This is a genomic window from Pseudomonas tumuqii, assembly GCF_013184545.1.
Lineage (GTDB): Bacteria > Pseudomonadota > Gammaproteobacteria > Pseudomonadales > Pseudomonadaceae > Aquipseudomonas > Aquipseudomonas tumuqii.
Genome location: NZ_JAAOJA010000002.1, coordinates 112,965 through 127,068, shown reverse-complemented (window position 1 = coordinate 127,068; position 14,104 = coordinate 112,965). Strand labels below are relative to the sequence as shown.

Sequence of the window (14,104 nt, the reverse complement as noted above, 5' to 3'; positions counted from 1 at the left end):
CTCAAAGTACCTCTAGTCCGGTCTTTTCCTGGGTAAGCTTGCCCAGGTTGGCGAGAATCAGCAGGGTCGCACCGACTACGGTCAGGTACACCCCCAGGTCAAACAGCATGGCACTGGCCAGTTCGATCTCGCCGATCAGCGGGATCTCGAAATGACCGAATGTCGAGGTCAGGAACGGCCGATCGAACAGCCAACTGCCGAGCCCGGTAAGGCCGGCGATCAGCACCCCGGCGCCGGCAATGCGGTGATAGTTGAGCGGCAACCGCGACTGGGTCCACTGCACGCCGCTGGCGACGTATTGCAGGATCAGCGCCACGGCAGTGACCAGGCCGGCGATGAAACCGCCGCCTGGCAGGTTGTGGCCGCGCAGGAAGATGAACACTGAAATCAACAGGGCCATCGGCAACAACACCCGCGACAGGGTGGCGAGGATCAGCGGATGCCGATCATGTGCCCAGCTACGGCCTTGCGCATCGACGCGCGGCTGGAACAGCCGCAGGCCATCGAGCATGGCGTAGATGCCAACGCCGGCAATCGCCAGCACGCTGATTTCGCCCAGGGTATCGAAGCCGCGGAAGTCCACCAGAATGACGTTGACCACGTTGCTGCCGCCACCGCCGGACACGCTGTTCTCCAGGAAGAAACTGGAAATGCTGTCATAGGGCCGGGTCATTACGGCAAACACCAGGATCGCCACCATCACGCCGCTGCCCACCGCCAGAATGAAATCGCGCAGACCACGGATGCTGCTCGACTCGCTGCGCGTCTGCGCCGGCAGGAAGTAAAGCGCCAGCATCAACAGGACGATCGTCACTACCTCCACCGACAGCTGGGTCAGGGCCAGATCCGGTGCCGAGTAACGGGCAAAGGCCAGCGCCACCATCAGGCCAACCACGCTGAGCATCAGCAGCGACACCAGGCGCTGGCGATGGAACACCACCGTGGTCAGCGCGGCCAGGGCCAGAATGCCCAGACCTAGCGCGGTGATGCCGTCGATCGGGGTCAGCGCCAGCGTGCCGGTCACTTGCGGCAAGGGGCTGAGACCGAAAGTCACCACCACCAGCGCAGCGCCCAACAGCAACGCCAGGTAATGTTGCAACGAACCGTTTTCCAGGCGCTTGGTGATCGCCACGCAGACCCGCACCAGGAGCAACATGCCCTGTTCGAACAGCAAGCGGGCATCCATGCTCGGCAATCCGGCATACCAGCGGAACAGCGGCTGGCGGAAGAAGTAGACGAGCACCCCGCCGAACAGGGCGATGAAGCTCATCAGCAACGGCAGATTGAATCCATGCCAGATCGCCAGGCTGTACTCGGGCAAGCCTCCCCCCAGGGTCGACGTCGCCGCCACGGCGAGCAGCGGTGCCACCGTGTAAGCCGGCACTATGCCGACCAGCAGGCAGAGGAACACCAGGATCTCCACCGGCACCTTCATGTAACGCGGCGGCTCGTGGGGCGGGAACTTCGGCAGGTTGATCGGCTCGCCGTTGAAGAACACGTCGTGGATAAAGCGCAGCGAATAGGCCACCGAGAACACCCCGGCCAGGGTCGCCACCGCCGGAATCACCCAGTTGAAGCTGCCGAGCAGGTGCTGGTTGAGGGTCTCGCTGAAGAACATCTCCTTGCTCAGGAAGCCATTGAGCAAGGGCACCCCGGCCATCGCCGAGGCCGCCACCATCGCCAGCATCGCCGTATGCGGCATGTACTTCCACATGCCGTTGATTCGGCGCATATCGCGGCTGCCGGTCTCGTGATCGATGATCCCTGCGGCCATGAACAGCGAAGCCTTGAAGGTCGCGTGGTTGATGATATGGAACACCGCCGCGACCGTCGCCAGACGGGTATCCAGGCCGAACAGCAGGGTGATCAGGCCCAGGTGGCTGATGGTCGAGTAAGCCAGCAGACCCTTGAGGTCATGCTGAAACAGGGCCATGCAGGCGCCAACCAGCAGGGTCACCAGACCGGTGATACTGACCAGGTAGAACCACCACTCGGAACCGGCCAGCGCCGGGTACAGCCGCGCCAGCAGAAACACCCCGGCCTTGACCATGGTCGCCGAGTGCAGATAAGCCGAAACCGGGGTCGGCGCCGCCATCGCATGGGGTAACCAGAAGTGGAAGGGAAACTGCGCCGACTTGGTGAACACCCCGAGCAGTACCAGCACCAGGGCCAGGGGATACAGCTCATGGGCACGAATCGCATAACCGGCCGCGAGCACCTGCGACAGCTCGAAGCTGCCGGCGATATGGCCGATCAGCAGGATCCCCGCGAACAGCGCCAAGCCGCCGCCACCGGTGATAGCCAGGGCCATGCGTGCGCCGGTGCGGGCATCCGAGCGACCACTCCAGAAGCCGATCAGGAGGAACGACGAGAGACTGGTCAGCTCCCAGAACATCAGCATCAGCAGCAGGTTTTCCGACAGCACCACGCCGAGCATGGAACCCATGAACAGCAGCAGGAACGCGAAGAAACGCCCCATCGGCTCCTGTTTCGCCAGGTAGTAACGGGCGTAGAGAATCACCAGCAGGCCAATGCCGATAATCAGCAAGGCAAACAGAAAACCCAGGCCATCCAGGCGCAAGCTCAGGTTCAGCCCCAGCGATGGCAACCAGCTCAGCTTGACCCTGACCAGCTCACCGGCAAACACCGACGATTGTTGCGCCAACAACAGGATCAAGGCCAGCATCGGTGCCAGTCCCGCCGCCACCGAGCAGGCGGAGCGCCCCCATCGATCCGCCAGCAGTGGCAGGATCATCCCCAAGAATGGCAAGGCGACAATTAGCGCAAGCGCCATACACAGAACCCCTTTTTTGCATGTCCGCCGGCCAGGTCATGACCGACGCTTAGCGTCCAAACTGCTACGCCAGCCGCATGACGCGGATTCACCCTCATAATGGCTGGCGCGCCTTATTGTATTGACAGGTCTACGCCTGCTGCATGACCTGAAAGGCCAACGAGCATTGCCTGGAAGATGACTCAACCGGCGCTCGCCTACTCCGACTAGAACCTGCTAAGCCTTTGTCGGCGCAGGATTATTTCATGATTATCCATTTCTATCGATGCAGTGTTACGAATAGAAGTATTACTAAAATCGCAACCCGCGAGATTGTCTGACTCTAGCGGTCGCCAGGCAACAGGGTAAAAACCCTTGAATGACGCACACGAAAAAGCCGGATCAGCTGACGCCGATCCGGCTTGAGCATGGATTACGGGGCGACGCGGCTGGTGCCGTTGACGGTCATGATCCGTACACGCTGACCAACCCGGAAGACCTGATTCTCTTCGACGGCCTGTACATAGGCGCGCATGGTGCCGTCGTCTTCTCGCACGGTGATTTCCACGCCCTGGGTGCGGGTGAAGCCCTCTTCGGTCGCGGCGCCGATCAGGCCACCGGCCACCGCGCCGATGACCGCCGCGACAGCACTGCCGCGGCCGCCACCGACACCGCTACCGGCCACGCCCCCCACCACCGCACCGGCACCGGCGCCGATCGGCGTCTTGGTGCCCTCGATCTTCACCGGCCGCAGCGATTCGATAGTCCCCATGCGCACCGTTTGTACCGCGCGGGCTTCATCGCGCGAATAGCTGTCACCCGTGAGGCTGGACGCACAACCACCCAGGGTCAGAGCCAATGCCGTAAAAACTGTAACCAACGCAACTGGCTTACGCATGAGAACCGCCTCCGTTTGCAATATAGGGCTCATTAGACCGGCAAAGTACGCAACTGTCATCCTGCCCTCGGAAAAACCGCGCGCGACAACCTGTCTGCTTTAGTCAGCTTAGGCTATCGGTTAGGCTTCGACGCAGGAGGAAACACCCATGGATTATTTCATCATCGCCAGCCTGACCTGCGCCGGGCTCTATTTCCACTGGTGGCTGTTCGTGCGCATCAAGCGCTGGGCCGACCGCGACCTGGCCTTGTCGATGGCCGGCAAGGACGCCGCGAAGAAGGACTATATGCTCCAGCGCCTGGCCGAAGCCCAGGCCAGCAAGGTTAAACGCCGCGAACTGCACGCCTGGCTGGAACGCGCGGCTGCCCATTACCGAGCGCCCTGAGGGAAAGAGAGCCTGCACCGACAGACATGCGGCGCTGCAGCGCAACCTGCCTGCACCGCTCAAAAACAGCGAGGCGCCCGCAGGCGCCCCATATCAACCGATCACATCCACCTCAGCGGCTGTGAAACTATCGAGCGCCTCTCAATAATCAGGGCGCCAGCCGCTCACGACTCCAGCCATCGCGGTGCAGGCGATAGTCGAGGCGATCATGCAGGCGACTGCTACGGCCCTGCCAGAACTCGACACGCTCGGCCAGCAGACGATAACCGCCCCAATGTGGCGGACAGTGTGGTGCCTGATCGAGAAAGCGTTTCTCGACTTGCGCCAGCAGGCTTTCCAGCTCGGCGCGGTCCTTGATCACCCGGCTCTGCGGCGAAGCCCAGGCGCCCAGGCGACTGCCCAGCGGACGCACCTGGAAATAGGCATCGGACTCGGCCGCAGTGACGCGCTCGACCCGCCCTTCGATGCGCACCTGACGCTCCAGGCTCGGCCAGAAGAAGGTCATGGCCGCATAGGGTCTGGCAGCCAATTGCTCGCCTTTGGCGCTGTCGTAGTTGCTGAAGAAGGTGAAACCGCGCTCGTCCAAGCCCTTGAGCAGCAGCACCCGGCAATGCGGGCGACCCTCAGCATCTACGGTGGCCAGGGTCATGGTATTGGGCTCGACCGGAGGTTGTTCGGTTTTCACCGCATCGGCGAACCATTGCTTGAACAAGCTGAATGGCTCGGCCGGCGCCTGCGCCTCGCTCAAGCCATCACGGGTATAGTCGCGGCGCATATCGGCCAGGGTCTGGGTCATGAAAAAGCCCTCGGGAACGGAGGCTGCCTAGCTTACCCGGACACGCCTGACTTGACTTGATCCAGGGCAAGGATCTACTTGCCCGGCACCGCATCGGCACTGTCTTGCGGCTTGCCGCCAACGGCGACCAGCGCCGCGGCCGGAGCCGGCTGGCTGTACTTGGCGACCAGCGCCTGCATGGTGTCTTTTGAAGTCAGCAGGATTTCCACCCGCCGATTGAGCGCACGACCCTCGACGCTGTCATTGGCCGCACGCGGCATGTCCGAGCCCATACCTTTGACCATCAGGCGGTTCTGCTTCAACCCGCTCAACCGGAAGATCGCGGTAAAGGCCCGCGCGCGCTCATGGCTCAGTTCGCGGTTGGCCGCAGCGGCGCCACTGCTGTCGGCATGACCGATCACCAGCACGCCGATGTCATTGTCGCTTTCCAGCAATTTGGCAACCCGACTGATCGGCCCTAGGGTCACCGGCAGCAGCATGAATGGACGGTCCGGATTGAAGGTACCCTGCACCGGCGCCGTTACCACCAGCAGATTCTCGCGTCGCTCCAGTTCGAAATGGCTGTCCTTGATCGCCTCACGCACGCGCGGTTCGTAATCGTCGAGCCAGGCCTTGGTGACTTTCGGACTCGGCATGGCAACCGCGAGTGGCTTCTTGCTCTTCTCGGTGCCGGCGCAACCGGCAAGGAGCAGACACAGGACGAAGGCGAGGGATTTATTGGCGAACATTGGTTATCCACATACGAAGACAGTCAAAAGAAACCGGTAATGGCCGGTATGAACAATTAAAACAACCCTAATATGCTGGGAGTTTAGCCGAGCTTCCTACAAACAATCTGCCAAAACACGCGCAAGTTTCTGCGCACGAGGGTCCATCAAGACGAACGGTCCCAGATTGTTGACCACGAAGCCAAACGCCACATCGCGTTCCGGATCGGCAAAACCGCTGGAACCGCCCGCACCCGGATGGCCGAAGGCCTTGGCGCCGAGGCCGTAGGTCGCGTTGGCCACCTGCGGCTGGTCGAGCATGCAGCCCAGGCCGAAGCGTGTGCGGGTAAGCAGGGTCTTGTCGTCGCCGACGCTGTGCTCGCGGGTCAGCTCGTCGAGCAGCTCGCTCTCCAGCAGGCGGCCGTCGAGCAGGCCGCTGTAGAAGCCGGCCAGGCTGCGCGCGTTGCCGTGACCGTTGGCCGCCGGCTGCTGCATGCGCCGCCACTCCGGCTTGTTGGTGCTGGTCATGATCGACGGCGGGTTGGTGAAGGCGCGCGTGCTCATGGCTGCCGAGTCGCTCATCATCACCTTGAGCAGGCGCTGGGCGGCGGCGTCACCCAGATTGCCCTTGCCGCGGGAGATATGCGCCACCCGGTCGAATTCTTCATCGGCCAGGCCGACATGAAAGTCCAGGCCCAGAGGTTTGGCGGTGCGCGCGACTATCGACTCACCCGGCCCGCGGCCCTCGCTACGCCGCAACAGTTCACCAACCAGCCAGCCGTAGGTGATGGGCGCATAACCATGTCCCTCGCCGAGTCGCCACCAAGGGGCTTCGGCCGCCAGTGCGTGGGTCATCGTCTGCCAGTCGTACAAGGCCTCGGCCGGCAGCGTCTGGTGCAATGCTGGCAGCCCGGCCTGATGGCAGAGCAAATGACGCAGGGTGATTTTTTCCTTGCCGGCGGCGGCGAACTCCGGCCAATAGCGGGCCACGGGCGCGTCCAGCTCGAGCTTGCCCTCGCCGACCAGTTGCAATGCAGTCACGGCGGTAAAGGGCTTGGTGCAGGAAAACAGGTTGAGGATGGTGTCGCTGTGCCAAGCCTGCTGACCGTCCTTGTCGGCCACCCCGGCCCAGATATCCAGCACCGTCTCGCCGGCGATCTGCACGCAGAGCGCGGCACCCCGCTCCTGCGGGTCGTCGAACAAGGCGGCAAAGGCGTCCTTGAGCGCCTCGAACTTGAGGTCGAAATAGCCCTGAATCTGCACAGGCGGCTCCTTGGTCTGGGGAATCTGCAATCTGCCGCGCATTGTTCCAGCCCGGCGTGCACGTGGGAACCCGCACAACCGGCTAGCTGATTTCCCGGCGAAAGGGTGGCAAGGCATTGAGAATTGCCTTGCCATAACGCTGGGTCACCACCCGCCGGTCGAGCAAGGTGATGGTGCCGCGGTCCTCTTCGGTACGCAGTAAACGTCCGCAGGCCTGGACCAGGCGCAGCGAAGCGTCGGGTACGGCGATTTCCATGAACGGGTTGCCGCCGCGCGCCTCGATCCACTCGGCCAATGCCGCCTCCACCGGATCATCCGGCACGGCGAAGGGGATCTTGGCGATCACCACGTGCTCGCAATAGGCACCAGGCAGGTCGACGCCTTCGGCAAAACTGGCCAGGCCGAACAACACGCTGTCCTCCCCGCTGTCGACCCGCGCCTTGTGTTTGTTGAGGGTTTCCTGCTTGGACAGGTTGCCCTGGATGAACACCCGCTTGCGCCAATCGCGTTCCAGGCCCTCGAACACGTCCTGCATCTGCTTGCGCGAAGAGAACAACACCAGGGTGCCGCGCGAGCCTGCCACCAGCGCGGGCAGATCGCGGATGATCGCCGCGGTATGCGCCACCGCATCGCGCGGATCGGCATTCAGGTTCGGCACCCGCAAGACACCGGCATCGGCATGATGAAAAGGGCTCGGCACCACGGAGGTCACCGCCACCTTGGGCAGGCCGGCACGCATCCGATAGCGGTCGAAGGTACCCAGCGCGGTCAGGGTAGCCGAGGTCACCAGGGCGCCATAAGCTACATTCCACAGGTTGCGCCGCAGGGTTTCGGCGGCGAGGATCGGACTGGCGTTGACTTCGATGTCGAACAACGCGCCGCTGTCGGCCAGGGTCAGCCAGCGTGCCATCGGAGGGCTGTCTTCGGGGTCTTCGGCGGTGAAGGCCAGCCACAGCTCCCAACTGCCATGGGCTCGCGCCAGCAGGCTGCCGAACAGCGGGTACCACTCCTCGGCCTGATGACTGGCGATACCGATGGTGGCCTCGCCATCCATGGCTTCCTTGAGTTTTTCGGTCACCCCGGTGAACAGGTCGGACAGTTTGGAAAAGCCCTTCTTCAACTCGCTGCCCAGCTCGCGCAGGTGCTCCGGCACCTGGCCGCCGACGAAACGATGACGCGGTCGTTCGCGACCCTGCATGTCTTCGCCGGGTTTGAATTCGGCCACCTGCTCGCAGGCGCTGAACATGAACTGTTGCTGGGTCTTGATCTCCCGCGCCAGCTCGGGCACCTGCTCGATCAGGCGCCCCAGGTCACCCGGCAACGGATGCTGGGCCAGCAGCTTGCTGAGGTTCTTCGCGGTCTGTTCCAGCCAATCGGCGGTCGAGCGCAAGCGGGTGAAATGGGCGAAGTGACCGATTGCCTTGTCCGGCAGGTGATGACCTTCGTCGAACACATAGAGGGTTTCCCGCGGGTCGGGCAGCACGGCACCGCCGCCCAGCGCCAGATCGGCCAACACCATGTCATGGTTGGTGACGATCACATCGACCTTGCTCATGCCTTCACGGGCCTTGTAGAAGGCGCACTGCTGGAAGTTCGGGCAATGCCGACTGGTGCACTGGCTGTGATCGGTGGTCAGCTGCGACCAGCGCGTGTCCTCCAGCTCCTCGGGCCAGCTGTCGCGGTCACCGTCCCATTTGTTGCCGGCGAGCTTTTCCATCATGGCGACGAACAGTTTCTGACTCTGCTCGTCGACGTCGATCCTGAAGCCTTCTTCCTCGAACAACTGAGCCGTGGCGCTTTGCGCATGGCCCTCCTGCAACAGCATGTCGAGTTTGGACAGGCACAGGTAGCGGCCACGGCCCTTGGCCAGGGCGAAGCTGAAACTCAGGCCGCTGTTGCGCATCAGGTCGGGCAGATCCTTGTGTACGATCTGCTCCTGCAGGGCCACGGTCGCGGTGGCGATCACCAGACGCTTGCCGGCGGCCTTGGCCACGGGAATCGCCGCCAGGCAGTAGGCTACCGTCTTGCCGGTGCCAGTACCGGCCTCGACCGCCACCACCGCCGGTTCACCGTCACGCCGACCTTCCCCGTCGACCTTGATCGCCCCCAGCACCTTGGCGATGTCGGCGATCATCAGCCGTTGGCCATAGCGCGGCTTCAGCGATTTAGCTTCGAGAAAACGCGTGTAGGCGCCCTGGATCTGGGACTTGAGTTCGGTACTGAGCATGGGATCGGGACGTGGGGTCTGGGCGCGAAAAGGCTGGATAAATTTTCAGTATCTGGCAACGGCCGCTATCATAGCGCGCTAATCGATAATGCGCAGAACCCGGACTGGAGTTTTACATGACACCTTACGCAGTGACCTACGCCCTGCATCTGCTCGCCGCACTCGTTTGGGTCGGTGGCATGTTCTTCGCCTGGATGATCCTGCGCCCCGCCGCGGTCAGCGCACTCGAGGCGCCCGCTCGCCTGAAACTGTGGCTCGAGGTATTTCAGCGCTTCTTCTACTGGGTCTGGGCGGCCGTGATCGTGCTGCCGATTACCGGCGTGGGCATGCTCCACCTGCGCTTTTCCGGTTTCGAGACCGCGCCGCGCTACGTCCACATCATGATTGGCCTGTATATCGCCATGCTCGCGCTGTTTCTCCGCGTCCAGGCGCTGCAACTGCCTGAACTGCGTCGCGCAGTGGCCGCCGCAGACTGGCCGAGCGGCGGCGCCGTGCTCGGGCGAATTCGCCGCCTGGTGGGTATCAACCTGATTCTCGGCCTGGTCCTGATCGGCATCGCTGCCGCCCGCCCAGGCTTTTGAACGTGAGCCGGAGCGCCTGGCGCTCCTGGCCTTGAAGCCGCCGACTTAAAAGCGCACCACATCCAGATTGCCTGCCGCCCCGGCAGCGCCCGATTGACCGGCCTGACCGGGGCGCCCATCGCGAGCATGTGCCGTGCTATACAGCCAGCAGCCCTTGCTCGCACCACCGACACCCGCGCCACCACCGCTACCGGCTGCACCACCAGCACCGCCATCGAGGAGCACCTGCAACCGCTCCAGAGGAAAGTCCACCGGCACTTCCAGGCGCACCAGGCCGCCTCTGGCTCCGGCCTGGCCATCGCCACCGCGCAGCCCATCATGACCGCGACTGGCCTGGCCCCAAGTGCAGCCACCCGGCTTGCCATCCGCGCCATCCAGGCCGGCGTAACCTGGCGCCCCCATGCCACCGCGGGCATCGACCAGAAGGGCCTCGGTCAGCACACTCACCAGGCGAATACTCAGCGTACGACCCGGCATTGCGGGTTGCAGAAAAGAGCCTGGAGCACCACGCCCGCTGATCTGCGCACCAGCAGCGATCTCACCGTTGACCACATCCAGACGAAAGGCCTGCTCGCCAGGTGCAATGGCAATCCGCGCGTCACGCCCCAGGCGCAGCTCGGCAATATGCATTTCAGTCAGCCCGGACGGAATCAGCAAGGTGCCATGATCCGCGACGTGCAGGCGCTCCACCCGCAACACGCTGGTTGTCGCCGGCAAGCGCAGCAAGGTATGCGACTGCACGTCGATCAGACTCTGCGCCAGCGTCATCGGGCTACAGAGTGCGGCCAGCAGCAACAGGCTACGCATGCTCGACCTCCACCTGCACAGGTGCCGCGCTCACCGGTTGCACCGGCGCCAACGACAAAGCCTGCAAGTGAAAAATGCCGAACAGTAAAACCTGCACGCGCTCAAAACCCGGCCGAGTACCCCCGCTCACGCGCTCATTGAATAGCCACAACTCCAGCCCATGAATCAGCACAAGCAAAGCACCCGCCAAATTCAGCAGCAGGGCGAAAGGTTGCGCGAACGGATCGATCAGATTGGCCAAGACCACGCCCCAAAACAACGCGGTCAGCACTTTCCCCACCCCCAACAAGATTTTCATGTCCGCCCCTGACAGTTTTTTGTTCTGCCGCACCTTAACTGCTTTGCGCCAGGCTAGCAAAAACTGCAGTGGCCGCCCGCCCCTGCCAGATACATGGCCGATCAACGACCGGCCCGCATCAGGTGACGTCGGCTAGGGCAGCGCTTCGACCGCGGCTTCAACCCTTCGGTTGATCGCGCGTCCAGACTCGGTGTCGTTATCGGCAACCGGGCGTGATTCGCCGTAACCTACAGCCGATACCCGGCTGGTTTCGATACCATGCTGCTCGACCAGCACGTCGCGCACGGCATTGGCACGCCGTTCGGACAAGCCCTGGTTATAGGCATCGGAGCCAATGGCATCGGTGTGGCCCTCGACAACCGTGGTGGTCTGCGGATACTGCTTCATGAAGTCCGCGAGACTTTTGATATCGGCGTGACTGCCTTCCTTGACTACCGACTTGTCGAAGTCGAACTTGACGTCCAACTCGACACGCACCGGCACTGCAGGCTCATCAGGCTCCATCACTTGCGCTGGACTCGCATACTCAGCGTATGGGCAGCCATTGTGGCGCACCGAGGTATTGGGCGGGGTATCGGGACAACGGTCGCGACGATCGAACACGCCGTCACCGTCTTCGTCACCGTCCTGGGCATAGCAAATAATGCCGCCTATGACCGCTCCGGCCACGGCACCACCTGCCGCCCAAGCCGAACTTTCGATTGCGCCCAGGCCACCACCGGCCAGACCACCAATCGCACTGCACAAGGGCCAGTTCCCTTGGTTGAGTACTGCGTCTCCCGTACTGGAAGTCGTGACGCAACCAGAAAGAACACTACTGGCCAAGAGAAGGGGAAAAGCAACTCTGATGAGTCTGGTTCTCATGGCAAATCTCCTGTGTTACTGGCGTGCTGCCAGTAACACAGGAGTTAAGTCGCACCCTCTGGATAGTACAAGTGCGCCCCCGTGAGGCCGCGTGATCGTAGTTAAGGCTGCGCCTCGACTTCAGCCTCGACTCGACGGTTGATTGCCCGTCCTTCCGAGGTCGAGTTGTCGGCAACCGGGCGGGTTTCGCCATAACCTACCGCGTTGACGCGCTCAGCGGCCAGACCATACTGGTTGACCAGCACATCACGGACGGCGTTGGCACGACGCTCGGATAGCCCCTGGTTGTAGGCGTCGGTACCGACGGAGTCGGTATGCCCTTCAACCACGGTGGTGGTTTGCGGGTATTGCGCCATGAAGTCTGCAAGGTTCTTGATGTCGGCAAAACTGCCTTCCTTCACTTGAGACTTGTCGAAATCGAACTTCACATCCAGCTCGACCCGAACAGCTTCTGCGACCGGCTCGGGCATGACCGGCTCCTCGGCCACCACCTCCTCGACCATCGCCACTTCTTCTTCCGCTCCAGCGCCATGCACCCAGCAATAGGCTGCCGCCATGCCGGCACCGACCAATGCGCCACCACCCGCCCAGGTAGAACTCTCGATAGCGCCCAGTGCCGCGCCGCCCACACCACCGACAGCCGCACACATCGGCCAATCGGTTTTCTGCAAGCCGGCGCACCCCGTCAAGAAACTGGTCGTCAAAATCAGGGGTACAGCTTTCCTTATGATGCTCATATGCATATCTCCAGTGGGAATCGGATCAAAACCGATACTTATGGATTAAAGACGCACGCTTTAGAATCCGCCAGACACGATTTACATACTTTTTAAGAATGATCGGCTCTAGGCCTTCACCCAGCCGCGCGTTAGTCTTTTCAGCACCGATCGAGGATTATCGATGACCGAGAGCATTTCTTCCCGCACGCCACAGCAAGCACTGGCCGCTCTGCTGGAGCGTTACGCGCCCAGCCGCCTGCTGTTGATAGGCGCCAGCGAACTGCCGGCGCTGGCCGCTTTTCAGGCCGCCCATCCCGATTGCCAGGTCGCACACGCCGCCGCAGGCGCCCTGCCCGCCGAGCTGGCTGCGCAACGATTCGACCTGGCGCTGGTCATCGACTGCCTTGAACATCTGCCCAAGCGCACGGGACTGGAACTGCTCGGCGGCATTCGCAACCTGAACGCCAGCCGCCTGGCGGTGCTGGTCGACCTGCAGGCCTGCGCCTGGCAGGACATCGACTTCTTTGCCCTGGCCCTGCAGGCCAGCGAACGCTTCCAGCGAGGTGAACAGAGCCTGAGCCTGTTCACCTACGACCTGCTTGACTACAAACAGGTACCCGACTGGCTGAATGCCAAGTTCTGGGCCAATCCGGAAAACTTTGGCAAATACTGGTGGTAAACCACATGACGACAGTCGACGCCGAGCCCCAGCCAAGCTGCCCTTGCGGCAGTGGCGACTCACTCGGCGAGTGCTGTGGCCGCTACCATGCCGGGCTGCCGGCGCCCAGCGCGGAAACGCTGATGCGTTCACGCTACAGCGCCTATGCACTGGGGCTGGTCGATTACCTGCTGAGGACCACCCTGGCGGCACAACAGCCTGGGCTGGATCGCGCCGCCATCAGCGCCTGGAGTCTGCAAAGCACCTGGCTTGGCCTGGAAGTCGAAAGTAGCGAAGTGCTGGGCGGCCAGCCGGAACATGCGTTCGTGACCTTTACCGCCCGCTGGCACGATGGCGGCGGCGAACACAGCCACCGCGAACGTTCCGCCTTCGTTCAGCACAAGGGTCATTGGTACTTTATCGACCCAACGGTCGCGCTGCAGGCCGGCCGCAATGACCCCTGCCCTTGCGGCAGCGGGCAGAAATTCAAGAAATGCTGCGCGGGATTTGTCTGAAACGCCATGCACAGGACCTGACGCAAACCCGACCTCGAGCTATTCCTGTAATTTCAGGTGGGAAATATCCGGCGGCGGCGCGGCAGGTGCAGCCTTGATCTCGCCCATGTCGCTGCCAGCGGGAGCCAGACTGAATTGCGATAGATCGAGAACCGGTGCTGGCGGTTCGGGCTTGTCATCCTGCAGGTCCTCCCCCAGCGGGGCGATCGCAAAGTCCGGCGCATCGACGTCCGCAAACGCCGCCATATACTCATCCCGCGGCAGCACGTGCAGGCGCTTGCCGGCCGGCGCCGGCGAGGTTGTCGCAGGCATAGCCTCAGGCACTTCAACGGCAGGCGGCGGTGCCAACTCGATCTCCTCGATTTCCTCCGCCATGTCCCGCACATCGACCAGAGCGCCGGCGCGCAGCAGGGTGCTGCGATATTTTTCCGCGCCGGCCGCATCCAGATTGTTCTTGATCACGATGCGCCGCCCGGAGAACAGCAAGGCAATACGCTGAGCATCCGCCTGGAACAACTTGGCCAGATTGGCCTTGACCGACTCCAGCTGCGCCCCTGGCACTAGCTGGCCGGCAAAGGCGATCTCATAACGAACCATGGTCACACTCCTGTCT

At 62.6% G+C, this 14,104-nt stretch carries 13 protein-coding genes and 2 pseudogenes; 4 read left to right on the top strand and 11 right to left on the bottom strand.

The genetic code is table 11. The features are described from left to right. Nucleotide 1: 1 nt before the first annotated feature. Together G9C89_RS04465 and G9C89_RS04460 are read right to left on the bottom strand one after the other, a co-directional pair. Entirely contained in the window at nt 2-2,794 is a 2,793-nt protein-coding gene (locus G9C89_RS04465; RefSeq protein WP_172145268.1) for a monovalent cation/H+ antiporter subunit A, read from the bottom strand. Nucleotides 2,795-3,206: 412 nt separating this feature from the next. Then, nucleotides 3,207-3,671 carry an outer membrane lipoprotein gene (locus G9C89_RS04460; RefSeq protein WP_172145265.1) on the bottom strand — a complete coding sequence of 155 codons (465 nt, stop codon included), beginning with the start codon at nt 3,669-3,671 and terminating at the stop codon, nt 3,207-3,209. A 148-nt stretch (nt 3,672-3,819) separates the two neighbouring features. On the opposite strand from G9C89_RS04460, the gene G9C89_RS04455 reads away from it, so the two are divergent. After that, nucleotides 3,820-4,056 (top strand): hypothetical protein, encoded by a 237-nt coding sequence (locus G9C89_RS04455; RefSeq protein WP_172145262.1) that lies wholly within the window; start codon nt 3,820-3,822, stop codon nt 4,054-4,056. A gap of 148 nt (nt 4,057-4,204) precedes the next feature. Here G9C89_RS04455 and pdxH read toward each other — a convergent pair whose 3' ends face one another. The 4 genes and pseudogenes from pdxH to dinG form a co-directional block, all read right to left on the bottom strand. Further along, nucleotides 4,205-4,852 (bottom strand): pyridoxamine 5'-phosphate oxidase, encoded by a 648-nt coding sequence (pdxH, locus tag G9C89_RS04450; protein WP_172145259.1) that lies wholly within the window; start codon nt 4,850-4,852, stop codon nt 4,205-4,207. Nucleotides 4,853-4,962: 110 nt separating this feature from the next. Beyond that, nucleotides 4,963-5,580: pseudogene (locus G9C89_RS04445) on the bottom strand (OmpA family protein); the annotation flags it as partial. A 96-nt stretch (nt 5,581-5,676) separates the two neighbouring features. Continuing rightward, complete coding sequence (locus tag G9C89_RS04440; RefSeq protein ID WP_315852752.1) at nt 5,677-6,822, bottom strand: serine hydrolase domain-containing protein; 1,146 nt, start codon at nt 6,820-6,822, stop codon at nt 5,677-5,679. An 82-nt stretch (nt 6,823-6,904) separates the two neighbouring features. Then, nucleotides 6,905-9,049 carry an ATP-dependent DNA helicase DinG gene (dinG, locus tag G9C89_RS04435; RefSeq protein ID WP_172145250.1) on the bottom strand — a complete coding sequence of 715 codons (2,145 nt, stop codon included), beginning with the start codon at nt 9,047-9,049 and terminating at the stop codon, nt 6,905-6,907. Between the two features lie 116 nt (nt 9,050-9,165). On the opposite strand from dinG, the gene G9C89_RS04430 reads away from it, so the two are divergent. Then, nucleotides 9,166-9,630, top strand: a complete 465-nt coding sequence (locus G9C89_RS04430; protein ID WP_172145247.1) for a CopD family protein — start codon at nt 9,166-9,168, stop codon at nt 9,628-9,630. Nucleotides 9,631-9,675: 45 nt separating this feature from the next. Here G9C89_RS04430 and G9C89_RS04425 read toward each other — a convergent pair whose 3' ends face one another. The 4 genes and pseudogenes from G9C89_RS04425 to G9C89_RS25100 all read right to left on the bottom strand — a co-directional run. Further along, complete coding sequence (locus G9C89_RS04425; RefSeq protein ID WP_172145244.1) at nt 9,676-10,437, bottom strand: collagen-like protein; 762 nt, start codon at nt 10,435-10,437, stop codon at nt 9,676-9,678. Next, on the bottom strand, nt 10,430-10,735 hold the full coding sequence (locus tag G9C89_RS04420; protein ID WP_172145241.1) for a DUF1145 domain-containing protein: 306 nt from the start codon (nt 10,733-10,735) through the stop codon (nt 10,430-10,432). The genes G9C89_RS04425 and G9C89_RS04420 overlap by 8 nt, the downstream gene beginning before the upstream one ends. A 132-nt stretch (nt 10,736-10,867) precedes the next feature. After that, nucleotides 10,868-11,599 carry an OmpA family protein gene (locus G9C89_RS04415; RefSeq protein WP_172145238.1) on the bottom strand — a complete coding sequence of 244 codons (732 nt, stop codon included), beginning with the start codon at nt 11,597-11,599 and terminating at the stop codon, nt 10,868-10,870. A 101-nt stretch (nt 11,600-11,700) separates the two neighbouring features. Further along, nucleotides 11,701-12,057 (bottom strand): annotated as a pseudogene (locus G9C89_RS25100) (OmpA family protein); the annotation flags it as partial. Nucleotides 12,058-12,499: 442 nt separating this feature from the next. On the opposite strand from G9C89_RS25100, the gene G9C89_RS04405 reads away from it, so the two are divergent. Both G9C89_RS04405 and G9C89_RS04400 read left to right on the top strand, forming a co-directional pair. Continuing rightward, nucleotides 12,500-12,997, top strand: coding sequence for a DUF6231 family protein (locus tag G9C89_RS04405; protein ID WP_172145232.1), 498 nt, complete (start codon nt 12,500-12,502; stop codon nt 12,995-12,997). A gap of 5 nt (nt 12,998-13,002) precedes the next feature. Then, complete coding sequence (locus tag G9C89_RS04400; RefSeq protein ID WP_172145229.1) at nt 13,003-13,491, top strand: YchJ family protein; 489 nt, start codon at nt 13,003-13,005, stop codon at nt 13,489-13,491. Nucleotides 13,492-13,530: 39 nt separating this feature from the next. Here G9C89_RS04400 and G9C89_RS04395 read toward each other — a convergent pair whose 3' ends face one another. Continuing rightward, nucleotides 13,531-14,088, bottom strand: coding sequence for a hypothetical protein (locus tag G9C89_RS04395; RefSeq protein ID WP_172145226.1), 558 nt, complete (start codon nt 14,086-14,088; stop codon nt 13,531-13,533). Nucleotides 14,089-14,104 lie beyond the last annotated feature (16 nt).